We start from the raw sequence: 21,196 nt of genomic DNA, 5'->3' as shown, positions 1-21,196 counted from the left end.
GGTTCATGCCTGGCTGGCCAGCGGCGCGCCGGCGGTCGATGCCGTGCTGGAATGACGCGCGGCCGGCGCGGCCGTCAGCCGTGTCGCGAGCCGGGCGGCGGCGAGGAACATCAGCGCCTCGGCCGCGAACACCAGCGCGTAGGCCGGCCCGTCGGTCCCGATGGCGGCTCGGGCAAGATCGCTGGCCGCAGCGCCAGCGAAGCCGCCGGCACCGAAGGCGATGGCCTGCGCCGCTCCCCAGAGGCCCATCCGCACGCCTTCGCGGCCGCTGCGACCTTCGCTGGCGTGGCTCATCATCGAACCGATGGCGGACACGGCGAACGCGCCGTTGGCGACGCCGAGCGCGAACACGTTGTCGCGCAGGGGCCAGGACGCGCCGACGAGGCCACCGCCGGCCAGCGCCGCCAGCGCCAGGCAGGAGGCGACGCAGCCGCCGACCGTCCACTGCTGCAGCGAGCCGATGCGCCGCCCGCGCCAGCCGGTGCCGGCCAGCGCCACGAGGATCATGCCGACCAGCACGCCGCCATGCTGAACGCCGGCCAGCTGCGTCGAAGCGCCCGGCGTATAGCCGAACACGCTGCCGGCGAACGGTTCGAGAATCAGGTCCTGGGCGCTGTAGGCCAGCATCGACACGAACACGAAGATCGTGAAGCGCCGCGCCCGCGACTCGGCCCAGACCTCGCGCAGCGCCACCGCGAACGGCGTGCGGCCAGCAGGCGGCTCGGCGCCGTCCGGCTGCGACTGTTCGAGCGTGGCGGGTTCGAGGCCGAGCGTGGCGATCAGGCTGATCGCCAGCGCCGCCGCCGCGACGGCAGCGGTGATCGCCAGCAGCCGCTGTGGCGTGTAGGGGTCCAGCAGCTTGCCGACCACCACCGTGGTGGCGACGAAGCCGACGATCATCATCATCCAGACGATGGTGGCGGCCGCCGCGCGACGGCCGGGCTCGACCTGCTTGGCGAGCAGCACCAGCAAGGAGGTACCGGCCGCGCCGACCCCGACGCCGATCAGCACGAAGGCCAGCACCGCCAGCGCGATTCCGGCCGCCGCCTGGGCGGCCATCAGACCGATGCCGGCAGCGGCCAGCACGCCGCCAAGTCCGAGCACGGCGATGCCGCCGACGATCCACGGCGTGCGCCGCCCGCCTTCATCGGATCCGAAGCCGAGACGCGGCCGCAGGATCTGCACCGCGTAGTGCAGCGCCACCAGCGCGCCCGGCAGCATCGCCGGCAACGCCAGTTCGACGACCATCACCCGGTTCATCGTCGAAGTCGCGATCACCACGATCGCGCCCAGCGCGGCCTGCACGAAGCCAAGCCGGACGATGCCGAACCAGCCGAGCATCGCCGACGACGTCACGACAGGGCTCCGGCGCCGGATACCCGCAGCGCGAACGCGCTGACCATCATCCCGGCGACGTAGAGCGGGATGCCGAAGCCGGAATACCAGACCGCCAACCGCGCCGGCGTAGCCAGGAAGCGCCGCATCATCAGCAGCTGCAGGGCCAGCAGCACCGCCACGCCGAAGGCGTGGGCCGGCATCTGCCAGTACCCGAGCAGCGCCACGACGCCAATCTGCGGCACGGCCATCGCGGCACAGGCGGTCAGCGCCGCGCCGTTGACGCCGAGCAGCACCGGCAGCGAATCGATGCCGCTGCGCCGATCGCCTTCGATGGACTTGAAGTCGTTGAGGGTCATGATGCCGTGCGCACCGGCGCTGTACAGCGCCGCCAGCAACAGCGAGCGCGCATCCGGCGTGGCGCCGCCGCTCATCACGGCGGCGCCGGTCACCCAGGCCAGACCCTCGTAGGAAACCGCGCAGGCGGTGTTGCCCCACCAGCCATTGCGCTTCAGGCGGATCGGCGGCGCGCTGTAGGCCCAGGCCAGCGCAAGCCCCAGCAGCGTTGCAGCGAAACCCCACGGCCCCAGCAAGGTGGCGACGACGATCGACAGGATCGTCCAGCCGATGGCGATGTAAAGCCCCCAGTGGCCGGGCATGCGACCGGAGGGAATCGGCCGCTGCGGTTCGTTGATGGCGTCGACCTCGCGGTCGTACCAGTCGTTGACCGCCTGACTAGTCGCGCAGACCAGCGGCCCGGCGATCAAGACGCCGACCACGATCAGCGGCCAGTTGCCGGCCAGCGCAACACCCGATGCGACGACGCCGCAGCCGAAAGCCCACATCGGCGGAAACCAGGTGATCGGCTTCAGCAGTTCGGCGACGGTGGCGAGCGCGGGACGATCCATGGCAATCCGGGAGGCAGACCTGCAGCTGAAATGTCAGCCGAGGCTTACACGGATGCCCGATATCGTCAATTTAATCTGACAGTCGGCGACTGTCCGTCCGGGTGGACGCTTCAGCGCTCGGCGTCGTCGGGTGATTTGTCGGATGCCGACGGCTTGCGGATCGTCAGCCAGGCCTCGACGCCGAGTCCGAGTGCCAGCGCCAGGCCGGCCCACTCGAACAGCGGGACGCCGAGGAAGCTCATCACGGCGAGGTCACGCCGCCGGCTCCGGTTCGTCCGGACCAAGATCGCCGAGGCCGTAGCGGCGCAGCTTGACGTACAGGCTCTGGCGACTCAGCCCCAGCATCTCGGCCGCCGATGCCCGGTTGTCGCGCGTCAGTTCGAGCGCCGCCTCGATGCACAGCTTCTCGATCAGGTCGGTCGACTCCCGGACCAGTTCCTTCAGCGACACGCGCCCCACCAGTTCGGTCAGCTGGTTCGCCGAGCGCGGCAGTTCCTGGCTCACCCGTGCCGCCACCGACGAGGAAGTGCGTCGGCCAACGTCGCGAATGGTGAAGCCGAGGCAGGGCAGATCGCCGTGCGGCACCGAGACCGCCGACACCTCGACATCGCTGGTCGCGCCATGCTCGCCGCGCAGCACAGTCGAGAACAGGCGTACCGAGCCGTGCTGGCGGATGCTGCCGATCAGCACGCTGAAATCGACGCCCGAGCGGCCCAGCCAGCGTTCCAGCGATTCGCCGCGAAGCTGCGCCTCGGTGACCGCCTGGGTCATGTCGATGAACGCGCGGTTGGCGCTGATCACCTGGCCTTCGGGATCGGTGACGACGAAGCCGTCCGGCATGCTTTCCATGACCTTGACGATCGATCTCGGCACGGCGGAATCCGGAGCATCGCCGCGGGTCGGCGACAGCCGGACGAGGAAGAACGAGCCGTTGTCCTGGCTGAACATCGACGCGGCGATCAGGAATTCGCGGGCGTCGGTCAGCAGCCTCACGCGGATGTCGTCACCGCGCCCGACTGCGCGGGCGCGCGCCAGCAGCAGGCCGATCGCCGCCATGCTGTCGCTGTCGAAACCTTCCGGGAACGCGCGGCCGACAACCTTGCGGGCGTTCTCGCCCAGCAGGTCGCCGGCGGCCGGATTGGCTTCAACGATCTTCTGGGTGGCGGCGTCGACGATCAGGACCGCTTCCAGCGACGACAGGAACAGCAACCGGTAGCGGGTTTCCACGTGGCGCAGGCGCCAGTAGTCGCGTTCCATCGACTGCTGGGCATCGACCAGCCGCTGCTGCAGCTGGGCATTGGGCCGCAGGTCGCGCCCGAACGCCACCACCTGCCCTTCGGCGCCGACCTGCACAGCGGAATACAGCACCGGCACGTCCGTGCCGCGCGCCGAGTGATGGTTGACCTGGCGCCAGCGGCGCTCGGTCTTCGATGTCGCGTCGCGCAGCAGGCTTTCAACCTTGGCCCGGCTTTCGACCGTCACCGTTTCCGCCCAGGTCTGACCGATCCACTTGCGGCAACCTTCGAGCAGCATGTCCTCGCTGCCGAGGGCGACATCGCGGATCACGCCGTTGCCGTCGAGCACCAGGGCGACATCGGCCGCCGCCGCGATCAGGTTGCTGGCCGCGTCGGCGTCGAGGGCGCCGAGCACGCCGTCACCGGTGGTCTCGCGATTCATGGCTCGGCCACTCGGGCCACCGTCGTGCGCGCCTGCCTTGCGGATATCGTCCAAGCCTGCCTCGTGATGATTGCGGAACAACCCGTCGCCGAATTCATTGGGGATTCGCCCGCTGGGGCGCCAGTATCTCAGCCTCAAGCACCGCCGTGCGCGCATCGCTGGCGGTGGCATCGGCGCCCAGCAGCCCGGCCAGCTGCGGATTGGCCGTCAGCTCCGGCCCCCCGAGCATGATCCGTACCGACGGGTTGTGCGACACGCGGCGCAGCGCCGCCAGCCACGAGGCCAAGCCGTTGAGCCGGCATTCCGAGCCGACCGAAATGCCGATCACGTCGAACCACTGGCTTGCCAGCTGCACGGCCACTTCCTCGCTCGACGTGCTGGGCCCGCCGACCACCTCCCAGTCCGCCCGCAGGAAAAACTCGCGCAGCATCATCAAGCCCATTGCATGCTGCTCGCCCGGAGCCGGCGCCAGCAGGATCCGCCGCGCCTCGGCCGGCGCGCTTTCACGGGTTTCGCGGAACGACGGGCTGAACTCGCGAATCACGTGCTGGATGCGGCCCAGCGCCATCGTCACCTCGACGAAATCGCAAAGGTCCTGGCTCCACAGTTCGCCGATGTGACGCGCTGCCGGCGCCAGCAGGTGCAGGTACAGCGTTTCGAGCAGGAAACCCTGATCGACCATCGCCTCGATGTAGCGGGACGCCGCCGTGGCGTCCTGCACCAGGACCAGGCCGGCGAACTCGGCGATGTGCTCGCGGGTCGGCAGCTCGCCGAGCACGCCAGTCTCCGCCGCCAGGCTGGCCGCACCTTTGTGGGCCAAGAGCAGGCGCGGAATGATTTCCGACTCGATCGTGCGGATCAGCGGCGCGATCTCCGCTTCGCCGACCGCTACCAGCACGCCGGGCGCACCGGTGCCGGGCTCCGTCACGGTTTCGACGCTTCGATCTCGCGCTGACGGCAACGGCCTACCACCCTGATTGAATCCAAGCATTTGATTTCCCTCTCAATCAACGCTTTTGTAATGACCCGCAGCATCGGCGTGAACCCGGCGCCCGGCGTGTGCCGGTGCGACCAAGTCCTTGCCGCGAATGTCAAGCGTCGACGCGGAGGGGGATTTGGCTCTGACGAACCATAGGTCGAGCGCGCGGATTGTTGCACTCGACCTGCAGAGGGTCAAAACGCCCGGCAGGGCTTGCTGCCGCCATCGTGTATGTAACAATTCAATTACGTCAATCTAAATTGACAGTCGACGCCACGCGGTCTAGATTCGGTCACAGGCGTCATCACCGGCGGAGAACGGGCATGCGAGAGGCGGAGGGCGGTTCCAGTGCACGCAGGCCGCTCTACTCGCCAGCCGAGCGGGCGCGCCGCGATGGCAGCCGCTGGACCCTGGTCCAGGGCCTGCTGGCGCCGGTCCAGTTCGTGGTTTTCCTGGTCAGTCTGGTGCTGGTGCTCCGCTACCTGACCACCGGCCAGGGCGAGCAGGCCGCCACGCTGTCGATCGTCGTCAAGACCCTGACGCTGTACACGATCATGGTCACCGGGGCGATCTGGGAGAAGGTGGTGTTCGGCCAGTACCTGTTCGCGCCGGCCTTCTTCTGGGAAGACGCCGTCAGCATGGTGGTGATCGCCCTGCACACGCTGCACCTGTGGGGCCTGCTGAGCGGCGGCCTGAGCCTTCGCCAGCAGATGCTGGTGGCGCTGGTTGCCTACGCCACTTACGTCGTCAACGCCGCGCAATTCGTCTGGAAACTGCGGCTGGCGCGCCTCGACGCCGCCGCGCCTGCCGCCGCAGCCGGCACCCCCTTCCCGCTGGCTTCCGGAGTTCCAGCCCGATGAGCAGCGCCCTCGCCGCCGTCCCCGTCGTGGTCCAGCCGAAGAATGCCGGGGGCTGCAGCGATGCGCCGGTGCTGAAGGAACGCGGCCAGCGCGAAGTGTTCTGCGGGCTGACCGGCATCATCTGGCTGCATCGCAAGATCCAGGACGCGTTCTTTCTGGTGGTCGGTTCGCGCACCTGCGCCCACCTGATCCAGTCGGCTGCCGGCGTGATGATCTTCGCCGAGCCGCGCTTCGGCACCGCGATCATCGACGAGCGCGATCTGGCCGGCATGTCCGACGCCAACGACGAACTGGACCGCGTGGTCGCCCAGCTGCTGGCCCGCCGGCCGGACATCAAGCTGCTGTTCCTGGTCGGCTCCTGCCCTTCGGAAGTGATCAAGCTGGATCTGTCGCGCGCCGCCCAGCGGCTGGGCACCGTGCATGCGCCGAAGGTCCGGGTGCTGAACTACTCCGGGTCGGGCATCGAAACCACGTTCACCCAGGGCGAAGACGCCTGCCTGGCGGCGCTGGTGCCGGGCCTGCCGGACACCGCCGAGGAATCGCTGCTGGTGGTCGGCAGCCTCGCCGACGTCGTCGAGGACCAGTTCCGCCGGCTGTTCGCCGCAATGGGCCTGACGCAGGTGCAGTTCCTGCCGCCACGACGCTCCGACCTGCTGCCGGCAATCGGCCCGAACACCCGCTACCTGCTCGCCCAGCCGTTCCTCGCCGATACCGCGCGGGCGCTGGAGAATCGCGGCGCCACGCGTATCGCCGCGCCGTTCCCGCTGGGCGACGAAGGCAGCCACGCCTGGTTCCAGGCCGCCGCCCGCGCCTTCCAGCTGGACCCGCAGACCGTCGATGCGGCGCTGGCGCCGGCCCGCAGCCGTGCCCGGCAGGCGCTGGCCCGGCTGCGTCCGCAGCTCGAAGGCAAGCGCCTGTTCTTCTTCCCGGATTCGCAGCTGGAAATCCCGATCGCCCGCTTCCTGCATCGCGAGCTGGGCGTGGCGCTGGTCGAAGTCGGCACGCCGTTCCTGCACCGCAGCCATCTGGCGCAGGAACTGGCCTGGCTGCCGGCCGGCACCGTGCTCAGTGAAGGCCAGGATGTCGACAGGCAGCTCGATCGCTGCCGCACCGCCGCGCCGGACCTGGTGGTCTGTGGCCTCGGCCTGGCCAATCCGCTGGAAGCCGAAGGCATGACCACCAAGTGGGCGATCGAACTGGTGTTCACGCCGATCCAGGGCTTCGACCAGGCGGCCGACCTGGCCGGCCTGTTCGCTCGGCCGCTGCATCGCCGCGCCCTGCTGGCCGCCTGAGCAATCGCCATGCAACTGACGGTCTGGACTTACGAAGGCCCGCCGCACGTCGGCGCGATGCGCATCGCCACGGCGATGACCGACGTCCATTACGTGCTGCACGCGCCCCAGGGCGACACCTACGCCGACCTGCTGTTCACGATGATCGAGCGGCGCGGCAAGCGCCCGCCGGTCACCTACACCACCTTCCAGGCGCGCGACCTCGGCGGCGATACCGCCCAGCTGTTCCAGGAAGCCGTGCGGGAATCGTTCGAACGCTTCAAGCCGGCGGCGATGCTGGTCGGCGCTTCCTGCACCGCCGAGCTGATCCAGGACGACCCCGGCGGCCTCGCAGCGGCGCTGGAACTGCCGATTCCGGTGGTGGCGCTGGAACTGCCGTCGTACCAGAAGAAGGAAAACTGGGGCGCGGCGGAAACCTTCTACCAGCTGGTCCGTGCGATCTGCAGCCCGCTGATGCCGCCGCCTGGCAGCCGTCGCGAAGACCGCGCGCCGAACCGCCCGGCGCGCTGCAATCTGCTCGGCCCGACCGCACTGGGCTTCCGTCATCGCGACGACGTCCGCGAGATTCGCGGGCTGCTCGGCAAGCTCGGCGTGATCGTCAACGTGGTGGCGCCGCTCGATGCCTCGATCGACGACCTGCGGCGACTGCCGGATGCCGATTTCAATGTCGTGCTGTATCCGGAAATCGCCAACCCGGCCGCCAGCTGGCTGCTGCGCAGCTTTGCCCAGCCGATGGTCAAGACGGTACCGATCGGCATCGGCGCGACCTGCGAATTCATCCGCGAAGTCGCCGCGCTGGCTGGCGTCGATCCGACCGCCGCGCTGGACGAAGCCACGTCGCGCGCGCCGTGGTACGCGAAATCGGTGGACTCCACCTATCTGACGGGCAAGCGCGTGTTCGTGTTCGGCGACGGCAGCCATGCGTTGGCCGCCGCCCGCATCGCCAGCCGCGAACTCGGCTTCCAGGTCGTCGGCCTGGGCACCTACAGCCGGGAAATGGCCCGCGAGATCCGCGAAGCCGCCAAGGGCTACGGCGTCGAAGCGGTGATCAGCGACGACTACCTGGAAGTCGAAGCGAAGATCGCCGAGCTGCAGCCGGAACTGGTGCTCGGCACCCAGATGGAACGCCACATCGCCAAGCGGCTGGGCCTGCCTTGCGCGGTGATCTCGGCGCCGGTGCACGTGCAGGACTACCCGGCGCGCTACAGCCCGCAGATGGGTTTCGAAGGCGCCAACGTGATCTTCGATACCTGGGTCCATCCGCTGATGATGGGCCTCGAGGAACACCTGCTCGGCATGTTCCGGGACGATTTCGAATTCCATGCCGAAGCCACGCCCTCGCATCTGGGCGGGCCGGCCACGGAACGGCGCAACGACGCGCCAGCCGACGCCAACGCCGCCGTCAGCGCTGCATGCGACAACGATGTCGCCCCGATTGACAGCCGACCTGCGGCCGACGCGGCCTGGGACGGCATTCCGGTGTGGTCGACCGACGGCGAGAAGGAACTCGGAAAGATTCCGTTCTTCGTGCGCGGCAAGGCACGGCGCAATACCGAGAGCTGGGCCCGCGAGCGCGGCGTCCGGGTGATCACCGTCGAGGCGCTCTACGATGCCAAAGCCCATTTCAGCCGCTGATCCGGTGACGCAGCCGACGCCGATGCGCGTCGTCATCGTCACCATGGACAACCACCTGGCCAGCGCCACGCAGCGGGCCGCCGCACGGCTGGCCCGCGAAGTGCCGGGCCTGGTGCTGAGCATGCACACCGCCGCCGAATGGGCGAACGATGCCGCCGCGCTGCAACGCTGCCATGACGATATCGCGCGCGGCGATCTGATCATCAACACCATGCTGTTCGTCGAAGAGCACTTCAATGCGGTGCTGCCGGCGCTGCAGGCCAGGCGCGAGCACTGCGACGCGATGATCGGCTGCATGTCGGCCACCGAGATTGCCAAGCTGACCCGCATCGGCCGCTTCAACATGGACGGCAAGCAGGAAGCCAGCGGTGCAATGGCGCTGCTGAAGCGCCTGAGGCCGAAGGCCAAGGAAGGCAACGCCGCCAAGACCACGGCCGGCGCCGAGCAGATGAAGATGCTGCGCCGGCTCCCCAAGCTGCTGCGCTTCATTCCCGGCACCGCGCAGGACGTGCGCGCCTACTTCCTGACCCTGCAGTACTGGCTGGCCGGCTCGGAAGACAACATCGTCAACATGGTTCGCTTCCTGGTCGACCGTTATGCCGATGGCCCGCGCCGTCACTTGCGCGGTCGGCTTTCGTCCGAGCTGCCGGCCGAATACCCGGACGTCGGCATCTACCACCCGCGCATGAAGAGCCGTATCGCCGAGACCCCCGACGCGCTGCCGCGCAAGGGCAAGCGCGGTACCGTCGGCGTGCTGCTGCTGCGCTCGTATCCGCTGGCCGGCAATGCGGCGCACTACGACGGCGTCATCAATGCCCTGGAGGCGCGCGGTCTGAACGTGGTGCCGGCGTTTGCGTCGGGACTGGATTCGCGGCCGGCAATCGAGGAGTTCTTCATCAAGGACGGCCGCACGACGGTCGATGCCGTGGTGTCGTTGACCGGCTTCAGCCTGGTCGGCGGCCCGGCCTACAACGATGCCCGCGCCGCCGAGGACATCCTCGCCAAGCTCGACGTGCCCTATGTCGCCGCTCACCCGCTGGAATTCCAGACGCTCGAACAATGGGGCGCCGGCGAACGCGGCCTGATGCCGGTGGAGTCGACGATCATGGTCGCGATTCCGGAACTCGACGGCGCCACCGGCATGACCACCTTCGGCGGCCGTTCGGATTCCGCCGGCGCGAAATGCACGGGCTGCCAGCGCGGCTGCGTGTTCCCGCCGTCGACCACCGCCCGAGACATGCAGACCTGCGTCGAACGCGCGGAATCGCTGGCCGCGCGGGTCGACAAGCTGGTGGCGATGAAGCGCGCCGAACGCGCCGAACGCAAGGTCGCCGTGGTGCTGTTCAACTTCCCGCCAAACGCCGGCAACATCGGCACCGCCGCGCACCTGTCGGTGTTCGAATCGCTGCATCACCTGCTGAAGGCGATGAAGGCCCAGGGCTACCGGGTCGACGTGCCGGTCACCGTCGATGATCTGCGCGAGCGGATCATCCACGGCAACGCGGCGCGCTTTGGCGCCGATGCCAATGTCATGGCGCGCATTCCAACCGACGACCACGTGCGCCGCGAGCCCTGGCTGAAAGCGATCGAAGCGCAGTGGGGCCCCGCTCCGGGCCGTCAGAACAGCGACGGCGCCAGCATCCAGATTCTCGGCGAGTGCTTCGGCAACGTCGCCATCGCAGTGCAGCCCGGCCCCGGCTACGAAGGCGATCCGATGCGCCTGCTGTTCGAAAAGGGTTTCGCGCCGACCCACGCGTTCTCCGCGTTCTACCGCTGGATCCGCGAAGACTTCGGCGCCCATGCGGTGCTCCACTTCGGCACCCACGGCGCGCTGGAATTCATGCCCGGCAAGCAGAGCGGCCTGTCCGGCGACTGCTGGCCGGACCGCCTGATCGGCGCATTGCCGAACCTGTATCTGTATGCCGCCAACAACCCGAGCGAAGGCGCGATCGCCAAGCGCCGCTCGCAGGCGACGCTGATCTCCTACCTGACGCCGCCGGTGGCCCATGCCGGCCTCTATCGCGGCCTTGTGGAGCTGAAATCGTCGATCGACCGCTGGCGCGGGCTGACGCCGGACGAAGCTCACGCCCGGGAATCGCTTGCTGCGCTGCTGCAATCGCAGGCGGCGTTGCTCGATCTGGCCGCTGCCGAGCCGCAATGGACCGATGCCGACGCCGATGCGCGGATTGCGCAGCTCGGCAGCCAGGTGCTGGAGCTGGAGTACACGCTGATCCCGAATGGCCTGCATGTGGTCGGCGCGCTGCCCTCCGACGCCGAGCGCACCGACCTGCTGCTGTCGGTCGCCGAGGCCTCGCACGGGCTGCGGCCGGCACGCGCCGGCATCGAGGCCCTGGTCGCCGGCCTGCCGCTCGAACGGGCGCTGGCCGATGGCCAGCTGGCCGATACGCCGAGCCATCGCGATGCGCTGCAACAGCTGTCGACGATCAATCGCCAGCTCGGCGAAGAGCACGAGATCGAGGGCATCCTGAAGGCGCTCGACGGCGGCTTCATCCGGCCGGCGCCGGGCGGTGATCTGCTGCGCACGCCGGACATCCTGCCGACCGGCCGCAACCTGCACGGCTTCGATCCGTTCCGGATTCCGAGCGCCTTTGCCGTGGCCGACGGCGCCCGGCAGACGCAGCGGCTGCTGCTGCGCCATCTCGACGAGGGCCACGCGCTGCCGGAAACCGTGGCGCTGGTGCTCTGGGGTACCGACAACCTGAAATCCGAAGGCGCGCCGATCGCCCAGGCGCTGGCGCTGATGGGGGTGAAGCCGCGCTTCGATGCCTACGGCCGGCTGGCCGGCGCAACGCTGATTCCGCAGGCCGAACTCGGCCGGCCGAGAATCGACGTGGTCATCAGCCTGTCTGGCATCTTCCGCGACCTGCTGCCGCTGCAGATCAAGCTGCTGGCCGAAGCCGCCTTCCTGGCCGCCAGCGCCGACGAGCCGCTGGAGCTGAACTACGTCCGCAAGCACGCGCTGGCCTATCAGGCGGTGCATGGCTGCGATCTGGAAACGGCCAGCTTGCGCGTCTACGGCAATGCCGATGGGGCTTACGGCGCCAACGTCAACAACCTGATCGAATCGAGCCGCTGGGACCAGGAAGACGAGCTGGCCGAAACCTACAGCCGCCGCAAGAGCTTCGCCTTCGGCCGCCACGGCACGCCCAGCGCCCAGCCGGCGCTGATGCAGAGCATCCTCAAGAACGTCGACCTGGCCTACCAGAACCTCGATTCGGTGGAGCTCGGCGTCACCACCATCGACACCTACTTCGACACGCTGGGCGGCATCAGCCGCGCCGTGCAGCGTGCCAAGGGCGGCGCGGCGGCACCGGTCTACATCGGCGACCAGACCACAGGCGCCGGCACGGTGCGCACGCTTTCCGAACAGGTGTCGCTGGAAACCCGCACGCGGATGCTGAATCCCAAGTGGTACGAGGGGATGCTCAAGCACGGCTACGAAGGCGTGCGCCAGATCGAGAGCCACATCACCAACACCTTCGCGTGGTCAGCGACCACCGGACAGGTCCAGCCCTGGGTTTACCAGCAGCTGGCCGAAACCTTCGTGCTGGACCCGGCGATGCGCGAACGCCTCGCCAGCCTGAATCCGACGGCCTCCGCGAAAGTCGCGAGCCGCCTGCTGGAAGCCACCGAGCGCAGCTACTGGTGCCCGGACGACAAGACACTCGAAGCGCTCAAGTCCGCCGGCCTCGAACTCGAGGACCGGCTCGAAGGCGTTCACCTCGCGGAGGCTGCATGAGCACCATTGGCAATATCCCCGTTTCCACCGTCCGTCGCGTCATGCCACCGCCGGATGGCGCCGGCAGCGTGCAGGTGCACCTGGACGAATCGCAGAAGATCGGCAACGCCAAGGTGTTTGCCGTCTACGGCAAGGGCGGCATCGGCAAGAGCACCACGTCCTCCAACCTGTCAGCGGCGTTCTCCAAGCTCGGCAAGCGCGTGCTGCAGATCGGCTGTGATCCCAAGCACGACTCCACCTTCACCTTGACCAAGCGGCTGGTGCCGACCGTCATCGACATCCTGGAGTCGGTCGATTTCCATGGCGAGGAGCTGCGCCCGGAAGACTTCGTCTACGAGGGCTACAACGGCGTGATGTGTGTCGAAGCCGGCGGCCCGCCGGCCGGCACCGGTTGCGGTGGCTATGTGGTCGGCCAGACGGTGAAGCTGCTGAAGGAACACCACCTGCTGGAAGACACCGACGTGGTGATCTTCGACGTGCTGGGCGATGTCGTCTGCGGCGGCTTCGCCGCGCCTTTGCAGCATGCCGACCGCGCGCTGATCGTCGCCGCCAACGATTTCGACTCGATCTTCGCGATGAACCGCATCGTCGCCGCGATCGGCTCCAAGCAGAAGAACTACAACGTCCGGCTCGGTGGCGTGATCGCCAATCGCTCGCGAGAAACCGACCAGATCGACAAGTACAACGCCGCGATCGGGCTGACCACCCTGGCCCGCTTTCCCGACCTCGATGCCATCCGCCGCTCGCGGCTCAAGAAGGCGACCATGTTCGAGATGGAAGACGTGCCGGAAATCCGTGCCGTGCAGGACGAGTACCTGCGCCTCGCCGCCGGACTCTGGCTCGGCACCAAGCCGCAGCTGACCTCGCCGCTGAAGGATCGCGAGATCTTCGACCTTCTCGGGTTCGAGTGATGAGCGCCGCCCCGGACACCGCGCGCGCCCGTTACGACAGCCGGCGCGGCCAGCTGGAAACCTACTTCGACCGTACGGCGGCCGATACCTGGGCGCGGCTGACCTCGACCGCCAAGGTCAGCCGCATCCGCGAAACCGTGCGCGCCGGCCGCGACGAGATGCGCGGCACGCTGCTCGGCTGGCTGCCGGATGACCTCAGCGGCCGGCGTATCCTCGATGCCGGTTGCGGCACCGGCGCGCTGGCGGTGGAAGCCGCACGGCGCGGGGCCGACGTGGTCGCCATCGACATCGCCGGCAACCTGGTCAACGTCGCCCGCGAGCGCGCACCGACCGATCTGAAAGGCACCATCGAATTTCACGTCGGCGACATGCTGAACCCGGCGCTTGGCATGTTCGACCATGTGGTGGCGATGGATTCGCTGATCCACTACCAGCCGGCCGACATCGCCGACACCGTGGCCGCGCTGATGCAGCGCACGCGTCACAGCATGGCCATCACCTTCGCGCCGAAGACCGCGCTGCTGACGGTCATGCACAGCATCGGCCTGCTGTTTCCGCGCGGCGACCGGGCACCGGCCATCGTGCCGGTCACCGCGCAGACGCTGTGCGGCCTGCTGAAGAACCGGCCCGAAGCCAGCGGCTGGACGTTCGCGCAGACCCGGCTGGTGACCAGCGGCTTCTACAAGAGCCAGGCTTTCGAATTGCAACGCGCATGAGCGAGCCCCTGCCAGCGCGGCCGACCTTCGCATCGACCTGGAGCCGGGTGTCGACCCGCTTTCTGCCGTTCGCCGATGCCGCGACCGTCGAGCTGCCGCTGTCGCGGCTGCTGCGGCTGTCGCTGTTCCAGGTGTCGGTCGGCATGGCACTGGCGCTGCTGATCGGCACGCTGAACCGGGTGATGATCGTCGAGCTGCACGTGCCGGCCTGGCTGGTCGGCTTCATGGTGGCGCTGCCGCTAGTGTTCGCGCCGTTCCGGGCGCTGATCGGCTTCAAGTCCGACACCCACAAGTCCTTTCTCGGCTGGCGGCGGGTACCGTACATCTGGTTCGGCTCGATGCTGCAGTTCGGCGGACTGGCGATCATGCCGTTCGCGCTGATCCTGCTGTCCGGCGATTCGCTGCAGCACCCTATCGTCGGCCAGATCGGTGCCGCCATCGCCTTCCTACTGGTCGGCGCCGGACTGCACACCACGCAGACCGTCGGTCTGGCGCTGGCCACCGACCTGGCGCCGGTCGAATCGCAGCCCAGAGTCGTGGCGCTGATGTGTTCGATGCTGCTGATCGGCATGGCGCTCAGTGCGCTGCTGTTCGGCCTGCTGCTGCGCGATTTCAGCCAGCTGCGGCTGATCCAGGTGATCCAGGGATCGGCGGCAGTGACGATGCTGCTCAATCTGGTGGCGCTGTGGAAGCAGGAGGCGCGCGCTCCGGCCCGCACTGCGCACGCGCTGCCGACACCGTCGTTCCGCGAATCCTGGCGGAGCTTCAGCCACCGCAGCCATGCGCGGCGCCGGCTGATCGCGCTCGGCCTCGGCACCGTGGCGTTCTCGATGCAGGACATCCTGCTCGAACCCTTCGGCGGCGAGGTGCTGCATCTGGCCGTGGCGTCGACCACGGCGCTGACCGCCGCGCTGGCGCTGGGCGGACTGGCCGGCTTCGTGATCGCCGCACGCGCCCTGGTGCGCGGCGTCGATCCCTACCGGATGGCGGCCTATGGCGCGGTGGTCGGCATCGCCGCGTTCTCGGCGCTGATCCTGTCGGCGCCAATGGCCTCGACCCTGCTGTTCGCGATCGGCGTCGCCGGCATCGGCATCGGCAGCGGCCTGTTCGGCCACTGCACGCTGACCGCCGCGATGAGCCTGGCGCCGCAGCAGCAGATCGGACTGGCGCTCGGCGTCTGGGGCGCGGTGCAGGCGACGGCCGCCGGCGGCGCGATCGCCATCAGCGGATTGCTGCGCGACGCGATCGCCCATCTGGCGCTGAGCGGCGCACTCGGCGAAGGACTCGCAGGACCGGCCACCGGCTACACGGTCGTCTATCACCTGGAACTCGGTCTGCTGTTCGCGACGCTGGTGGCGATCGGCCCGCTGGTTCGCCATTCGGCCGAACGCGATGAACTTGTCGGTACCGGCGGCGACGACGCCGTCTGGCCCAACCTGCAGTCGATGAATCTACGGGAGGAGGTAACACAATGAATCACGGTGCCATCACGGCGAGCATCGATATCGCCCAAGTCGCGCTCTATCTGTTCTGGGGCTTCTTCGCTGCCCTGGTCATCTACCTGCATCGCGAGGGCCAGCGCGAAGGCTATCCGCTGGAAACTGCCGACCGCTCGCCGAACCAGCTGCAGGAAGGTCTGGGCGGCCGCCCGGACCCGAAGACCTATCTGCTGCCGCACGGCGGTACCAAGACCGTGCCGGAAGCCTGGAAGGCCGGCCCGCCGGAGCAGCTGAAGGCGCGTCGCCTCGACCGCAACCCGGATTCGCCGCTGGTGCCGACCGGCAACCCGCTGCTGGCCGGCGTCGGCCCCGGCGCCTGGACCGAGCGCGACGATCATCCGGACCTGGAGCTGACCGGCACGCCGAAGATCGTGCCGCTGCGCAGCGACCCGGACTACGGCGTCGCCAAGGGTGATCCGGACCCGCGCGGCAAGCGCGTGCTCGGCGCCGACGGCAAGTCCGGCGGCATCTGCGTCGATCTGTGGGTCGATCGCTCCGAGCGGCTGTTCCGCTACTTCGAAGTGCAGGTCGCCGACGGCAGCACGGTGCTGCTGCCCTGGAACTTCGCGACCGTGGCCGGCGACGGCACGGTGAAGGTCGGCGCGATCCTCGGCAGCCAGTTCGCCGATGTGCCGAAGATCCGCACGCCGCAGCAGGTGACCTTGCGCGAGGAAGACATGATCGCCGGCTACTACGGCGCCGGCACGCTGTACGCCACGCCGGATCGCCTCGGGCCGCTGCTGTGAGCGACCGCGCGCCGCACCACGACGACTACAACTTCGCTGGCGTGCGCGAACTGCCAGAGCCGCTGCCGGATGGCGAACGCGTGCTCTGGCAGGGCGCGCCGCGCTGGACCTCGCTGTACCGGCGCGCCTTTCACGGCCGCAGCATCGCCATCTACTTCGCGCTGCTGATCGGCTCGCGCGGCGTGGCGGTGCTGGCCAGCGGCGGCCATCCGGCGGATGCCCTGCAGGCGATGAGCTACCTGCTGCCGCTGGCGGGCGCCGGCTTGGCGATGCTGGCGCTGGTCGCCTGGCTCACGGCGCGCGCGACCTGGTACACGATCACCAGCCGGCGGGTGCTGATGCGGGTTGGCGTGGTGCTGGAGATCACCTTCAACTTCCCGCATGCCGTGGTCGCCTCGGCCGGACTGCGCGAACACGCCGAAGGCACCGGCGACATCCCGCTGCGCTTCAGCGACGGCAACAGCATCGCCTACGCGCATCTGTGGCCGCACGCCAAGCCCTGGCAGTTCCGCCAGACCGAGCCGATGCTGCGGTCGATCGAGCAGCCGCGTCAGGTCGCGGCACTGCTGGCGCAGGCGATCGCCCAGGCCAGCGGCGGCACGGCGCTGCCGGTGGGTCAGTCGACGTCGATCCGCACGCGGCCGCTGGCCGACCTGTCGGCAACCGTCGGCGGCTGATCGCCCTTCCCTTGCCCGCCCGGACCCGCCCGATGAACGCCACACCTGCCGATCGCCGCGAAACCAACCTGCGCCTGCCGCTGTATGCGGTGCTGACCGCGATCGGGCTGGCCTTCGCGCTGGCCATCGACAGCCGCCTCGATGCCCGCCACGGCGGCGCCCCGGCCGGCAGCGCGGTGACCGATGCCGCGATCGTCTCCGAGCGCGCGCTGCGTTTCGAGGATCTGCAGGGTGGCGACATCGGCATCTTTGACGACGCCAGCGGCGAGCGGATCGACACCATCGCGCCCGGTCAGGACAACTTCATGCGCGGCATGGTGCGGGCGCTGGTCCGCGAGCGGCGCAAGGCCGGCATCGGCCGCGAACTGCCGTTCCACTTGAGCCTGCATGGCGACGGCCACCTGCTGCTGGCCGATCCGGCGACCGGCGAGCGCCTGGACCTGGGCTCGTTCGGCTCGGAAAACATCAGCGATTTCGCCCGCCTGCTGCCTGCCGGCGCGGCCGTCAACGCGGCGGGTGGCCATTCGCTGCACGCGCCTGCCGGCTGATCGCCGTCGATTCCCTTGAATTCTGTCCTGCCGAGCATCCCATGAGCACAGCCACCGCCAGCGCCCCCGCCGCAGCCCGACTGCCGAACGAGACCACGCGCCGCGCGCAGGAAGACACGCTGCTGACGCCGCGCTTCTACACCACGGACATGAAAGCGATGGACGCGATCGACGTATCGCCGATCCGCGCCCAGTGGCAGTCGCTGATGGACGAGTACAAGGCCGACAACAACAAGGTCCATTTCACCCGGCCGGCCAATCTGATGGCCGACTACTCGGATCTGCCGGAAGGGCTGCACAAGGAGTTCGTCGACTTCATGGTGTCGTCGATCACCTCCGAATACTCCGGCTGCGTGCTCTATAACGAGATCAAGAAGAACGTCGACAACCCGGACATGAAGGAACTGTTCGGCTACATGGCGCGCGATGAAGCCCGCCATGCCGGCTTCATCAACCAGTGGCTGAAGGACTTCGGCATCGCGGTGGATCTCGGCTTCCTGACCCGGGCCAAGAAGTACACCTACTTCAAGCCCAAGTTCATCTTCTACGCCACCTACCTCAGCGAAAAGATCGGCTATGCCCGCTACATCACCATCTTCCGGCAGATCGAGAAGCACCCGGAGCTCAAGTTCCACCCGATCTTTGGCTGGTTCGACCAGTGGTGCAACGACGAATTCCGCCACGGCGAAAGCTTCGCGCTGCTGATGCGGGCCAATCCGAAGCTGCTGGAAGGCCGCAACCGGCTGTGGATCCGCTTCTTCGTGCTGGCCGTCTACGCCACCATGTTCGTGCGCGACCAGTCGCGCCCGGAGATGCACGATGCGCTGGCGATCGACCCGCGCCAGTACGACTACGAGGTGTTCCGCATCACCTCGGAGATCTCCAAGCAGGTGTTCCCGTTCACCGTCGACATCGATCACCCGCGCTTCCGCGCCTGCCTGGAAAAGTTGCTGGCGATCTCCACCGCCAATGACCGGGCCCGTGCTGGCGGCGGCCTGCTGAACGCGATCCGGCGCATCGGCTACGGCGCTTCGGCGGCACTGACCTTCCTGCGCCTGTACACGATCCCGGTCATCGAACACCGGTTGCCGGCCGATGTCCGGCTGTCGCCGAGCTGGTAGCGCCGCGCGTCACGCGTCCGCCTGCGGACCGCGACCGCCGAGCCGCCCGCTCCCGACCGTTCTCCGGCCGCGATGACCGACCTCGCCCTGACCGTCGCCTACACGCTGTTCGTCTGGTGGTTCGCCACCGGCGCGATCCTGTGGCTCGACGGCCTGCCGCCGCGCACCTACCGCTACAGCCTGGGCGCCGCGTCGGTGCTGCTGCTGGGTGCCGTGCAACTGCTGTCGAGCAGCGCCGGCGACCCGAGCCCGGTCGGCGCGACGCTGGCGTTCACCGCCAGCCTCGCGGTCTGGGGCTGGCTGGAGATGAGCTTTCTGATGGGCTTCATCACCGGCCCCCGGCGTTCCCCCTGCCCGCCCGGCGCGCGCGGCCTGCAACGCGCGCGCTACGCGCTGGAAGCGGTGCTGCACCACGAGATCGCCCTGGCGGCCGGCGCGCTGCTGGTGACGGTGGTGACCTGGGATGCGCCGAACAGCACCGGCTTGTGGACCTTCCTGATCCTGTGGGCGATGCGCACCAGCGCCAAGCTCAACGTGTTCCTCGGCGTCCGCAACCTGTCGGAAAGTTTTCTGCCCGACCACCTGCGCTACCTGCAGACCTACTTCGCGCGGCGGCCGATGAACCTGCTGTTCCCGTGGCCGGTGATCGCCGCCACCACCATCGCCACGCTGCTCTGGCGGCTGGCCATCAACGCCGACGACGGCAGCCATGACGCCGTGTCGCTCGGCTTCCTCGCCACCCTGCTGTCGCTGGCGGTGCTGGAGCACTGGTTCCTGGTGCTGCCGATTCCGGCCGACGCGCTGTGGCGCTGGGGCCTCAGTTCGCGCCGGCCGCTGGACCGCGCGCCGCCGACCGCCTCGTCGTCCTGACCCGCCGCTGGCGCGCCGGCCCCCGCAGAAACCGCCGGCGTCAGTGACCGATCAACCGCGCGGATCGCCGGGCAGGTACTGGCCGGTCACCGCCTTGTAGGCGTTCGAGGTATTCGGGCCCGGCACGCCGTCCACCTTCAGGAAGATCTGCGGGAAGCCGCTCAGCCAGCGCTGCAGCGACTCGACCTGGCTCGCCACCGCAGTCTCCTTGGGCCGCGTCGTCGCATAGCGCGGCAGCGTCTGCGCAGCGGTCACGAAGCGAACCTGACCCAGCTCCGCGAGCCGGCGCAGCAGCACCGCCGCACCACACTGGTCGCTGACCGCCGTCGGCGACCAGACGCCGTCCTTCACGTACTTGCCACTGACGTAGTGGTTCGAGCCGCCCCACAGGTACGGCGACAGGGTTTCCGGATGATAGGTGCGATAGCCCCAGCCGTTGTACAGCTCCAGCCGGTACAGCGTGCCGGCCAGGCTCCAGTCGATGTCGGGGCCGAGCTTCTTCATCGCCAGCGCGTCGACGGCGCTGGCTTCCCAGGTGAAGGGCGGCGAGCCGCTGGCGGGCCGACCGGCCGGCACCTGCACGGTGCGCGCCGTCAGCGGATCGCCGTTGTGGAGATGGCGCGCGAAGTTCTGGCTCGACTCCATGTTGTGGGTGACGGCGATGAAATGCCACGGCACGCCGGTCAGCTTCGACACCGCATCGTAGCGGCCGCGATTCGCCAGCAGCTTGTCGACCAGGCCAGCGACCAGCTTGGCCTTGCCCGGATTGATCACGCAGCGGTTGAACAGGGCTTCGTACTCGTTGCGCAGGGCGGCGGTGAGGCTGGGCATGGCGTGATCCTCCGTCAGGAATCGAGATGCTGGCCGTCGCGCGGCAGGCGCCGCCAGCGCTGCGAATCTAGCGAAGCGCATCGGTCGCCGACAGCGCCGCACGGCGGCCACGATGAACCCGGTCACACAGCCGCCAGCCCGGTCTCCGCTTTCAGTCGGCCGGTGCCGGCCGCTGCAGGTGGACGACGCCATAGGCCGCCGCCAGCGCCAGACAGATCAGCACCGGCCCCCACAGCGCTGCGAATCCCCATTCCAGCCAGGCCCGGGCGCCGGCCACGGCACCGGCCGTGAAACCGGCCAGCACCAGCAGGTGCAGGCGTACGCGACGGGCATCGACCGGCAGCCGGCGCAGCCAGTGGCCGAGCGCGATGCCGAGATCGGTGACGATGCCGGTGACGTGGGTGGTGCGGATCACCGCACCGCTGTAGGTCGACACCATCGCGTTCTGGATGCCGCAGGCCGCCGAGGCCCATAGCGCGGCGGTCGGGGCATCGTGATGGAAGCCGCGCAGCGCCGCCGCCAGCAGCGCGGCCTCGATCAGCAGGCAGATGCCGTAGCGCCGGCCGAGCCGCAAGGTGCTGTCTTCCAGCAGCGCACCGCTGAGCGCGGCGCCGGCGAAGAAAGCCAGCACCACCAGCGCCAGATGCAGGCTGGCCGCCAGATGCCCGCGCGCCAGTTCCAGGCCCAGCCACGACACCGAGCCGGTGACGTGCGAGATCGCCTGATGCTCGAAGCTCAGCAGGCCAACGGCATTGATGCCGCCGGCGTTCATCGCCAGCAGCCAGGCACCCCATTCCACCCAGGTTGGCAGCCGTTTGGTCATTGCGGCGG

19 protein-coding genes are annotated in these 21,196 nt (G+C 68.7%); 12 read left to right on the top strand and 7 right to left on the bottom strand.

All coding sequences use genetic code 11. The annotated features are described in order from the left end of the window. Positions 1 to 3: 3 nt before the first annotated feature. The 5 genes from ACTIGJ_RS03530 to ACTIGJ_RS03510 all read right to left on the bottom strand — a co-directional run bounded on the left by ACTIGJ_RS03530 (position 4) and on the right by ACTIGJ_RS03510 (position 4,848). Positions 4 to 1,341 (bottom strand): BCD family MFS transporter, encoded by a 1,338-nt coding sequence (locus ACTIGJ_RS03530; protein ID WP_439638929.1) that lies wholly within the window; start codon positions 1,339 to 1,341, stop codon positions 4 to 6. Positions 1,342 to 1,352: 11 nt separating this feature from the next. Continuing rightward, positions 1,353 to 2,243 (bottom strand): chlorophyll synthase ChlG, encoded by an 891-nt coding sequence (gene chlG / locus ACTIGJ_RS03525; RefSeq protein WP_439638898.1) that lies wholly within the window; start codon positions 2,241 to 2,243, stop codon positions 1,353 to 1,355. A 110-nt stretch (positions 2,244 to 2,353) separates the two neighbouring features. Further along, complete coding sequence (locus tag ACTIGJ_RS03520; protein ID WP_439638897.1) at positions 2,354 to 2,485, bottom strand: hypothetical protein; 132 nt, start codon at positions 2,483 to 2,485, stop codon at positions 2,354 to 2,356. A 10-nt stretch (positions 2,486 to 2,495) separates the two neighbouring features. Then, positions 2,496 to 3,920, bottom strand: a complete 1,425-nt coding sequence (gene ppsR, locus ACTIGJ_RS03515; RefSeq protein WP_439638896.1) for a transcriptional regulator PpsR — start codon at positions 3,918 to 3,920, stop codon at positions 2,496 to 2,498. A 94-nt stretch (positions 3,921 to 4,014) separates the two neighbouring features. Continuing rightward, the gene (locus tag ACTIGJ_RS03510; RefSeq protein WP_439638895.1) at positions 4,015 to 4,848 is read right to left on the bottom strand and encodes a cobalamin B12-binding domain-containing protein; all 834 of its coding nucleotides are present in this window, start codon (positions 4,846 to 4,848) and stop codon (positions 4,015 to 4,017) included. Between the two features lie 374 nt (positions 4,849 to 5,222). On the opposite strand from ACTIGJ_RS03510, the gene bchF reads away from it, so the two are divergent. From bchF to puhE, 12 genes are all read left to right on the top strand, one after another. Then, positions 5,223 to 5,759, top strand: coding sequence for a 2-vinyl bacteriochlorophyllide hydratase (gene bchF, locus ACTIGJ_RS03505; protein WP_439638894.1), 537 nt, complete (start codon positions 5,223 to 5,225; stop codon positions 5,757 to 5,759). Beyond that, positions 5,756 to 7,051, top strand: coding sequence for a ferredoxin:protochlorophyllide reductase (ATP-dependent) subunit N (locus ACTIGJ_RS03500; RefSeq protein WP_439638893.1), 1,296 nt, complete (start codon positions 5,756 to 5,758; stop codon positions 7,049 to 7,051). Before bchF ends, ACTIGJ_RS03500 begins: the two co-directional genes overlap by 4 nt. 9 nt (positions 7,052 to 7,060) lie before the next feature. Beyond that, a complete protein-coding gene (gene bchB / locus ACTIGJ_RS03495; RefSeq protein ID WP_439638892.1) occupies positions 7,061 to 8,686 on the top strand; it encodes a ferredoxin:protochlorophyllide reductase (ATP-dependent) subunit B in 1,626 nt (541 codons plus the stop codon). Then, positions 8,661 to 12,446, top strand: coding sequence for a magnesium chelatase subunit H (locus ACTIGJ_RS03490; RefSeq protein WP_439638891.1), 3,786 nt, complete (start codon positions 8,661 to 8,663; stop codon positions 12,444 to 12,446). Before bchB ends, ACTIGJ_RS03490 begins: the two co-directional genes overlap by 26 nt. Next, positions 12,443 to 13,357: a ferredoxin:protochlorophyllide reductase (ATP-dependent) iron-sulfur ATP-binding protein gene (gene bchL, locus ACTIGJ_RS03485; RefSeq protein WP_439638890.1), complete on the top strand. Its 915-nt coding sequence runs from the start codon at positions 12,443 to 12,445 to the stop codon at positions 13,355 to 13,357. Before ACTIGJ_RS03490 ends, bchL begins: the two co-directional genes overlap by 4 nt. Beyond that, positions 13,357 to 14,073 carry a magnesium protoporphyrin IX methyltransferase gene (bchM, locus tag ACTIGJ_RS03480; protein WP_439638889.1) on the top strand — a complete coding sequence of 239 codons (717 nt, stop codon included), beginning with the start codon at positions 13,357 to 13,359 and terminating at the stop codon, positions 14,071 to 14,073. The genes bchL and bchM overlap by 1 nt, the downstream gene beginning before the upstream one ends. Further along, positions 14,070 to 15,548: a BCD family MFS transporter gene (locus ACTIGJ_RS03475; RefSeq protein ID WP_439638888.1), complete on the top strand. Its 1,479-nt coding sequence runs from the start codon at positions 14,070 to 14,072 to the stop codon at positions 15,546 to 15,548. The genes bchM and ACTIGJ_RS03475 overlap by 4 nt, the downstream gene beginning before the upstream one ends. Further along, positions 15,545 to 16,318, top strand: a complete 774-nt coding sequence (gene puhA / locus ACTIGJ_RS03470; RefSeq protein ID WP_439638887.1) for a photosynthetic reaction center subunit H — start codon at positions 15,545 to 15,547, stop codon at positions 16,316 to 16,318. The genes ACTIGJ_RS03475 and puhA overlap by 4 nt, the downstream gene beginning before the upstream one ends. After that, positions 16,315 to 16,995: a photosynthetic complex putative assembly protein PuhB gene (gene puhB, locus ACTIGJ_RS03465; RefSeq protein WP_439638886.1), complete on the top strand. Its 681-nt coding sequence runs from the start codon at positions 16,315 to 16,317 to the stop codon at positions 16,993 to 16,995. The genes puhA and puhB overlap by 4 nt, the downstream gene beginning before the upstream one ends. Before the next feature lie 32 nt (positions 16,996 to 17,027). Then, positions 17,028 to 17,543, top strand: a complete 516-nt coding sequence (puhC, locus tag ACTIGJ_RS03460) for a photosynthetic complex assembly protein PuhC (protein WP_439638885.1) — start codon at positions 17,028 to 17,030, stop codon at positions 17,541 to 17,543. A gap of 41 nt (positions 17,544 to 17,584) precedes the next feature. Beyond that, complete coding sequence (gene acsF / locus ACTIGJ_RS03455) at positions 17,585 to 18,664, top strand: magnesium-protoporphyrin IX monomethyl ester (oxidative) cyclase (RefSeq protein ID WP_439638884.1); 1,080 nt, start codon at positions 17,585 to 17,587, stop codon at positions 18,662 to 18,664. Positions 18,665 to 18,736: 72 nt separating this feature from the next. Next, positions 18,737 to 19,534: a putative photosynthetic complex assembly protein PuhE gene (gene puhE, locus ACTIGJ_RS03450; protein WP_439638883.1), complete on the top strand. Its 798-nt coding sequence runs from the start codon at positions 18,737 to 18,739 to the stop codon at positions 19,532 to 19,534. Positions 19,535 to 19,585: 51 nt separating this feature from the next. Here the strand turns inward: puhE and ACTIGJ_RS03445 are convergent, their stop codons facing one another. After that, complete coding sequence (locus ACTIGJ_RS03445; protein WP_439638882.1) at positions 19,586 to 20,365, bottom strand: hypothetical protein; 780 nt, start codon at positions 20,363 to 20,365, stop codon at positions 19,586 to 19,588. Between the two features lie 151 nt (positions 20,366 to 20,516). Next, on the bottom strand, positions 20,517 to 21,188 hold the full coding sequence (locus ACTIGJ_RS03440; protein WP_439638881.1) for a YoaK family protein: 672 nt from the start codon (positions 21,186 to 21,188) through the stop codon (positions 20,517 to 20,519). Positions 21,189 to 21,196: the final 8 nt, after the last annotated feature.

The organism is Nevskia sp. (genome assembly GCF_051860985.1).
Taxonomy (GTDB): Bacteria; Pseudomonadota; Gammaproteobacteria; order Nevskiales; family Nevskiaceae; genus Nevskia.
The sequence above is the reverse complement of the archived record's forward strand: the minus strand, read 5'-3'. Positions and strand labels throughout refer to the sequence as shown.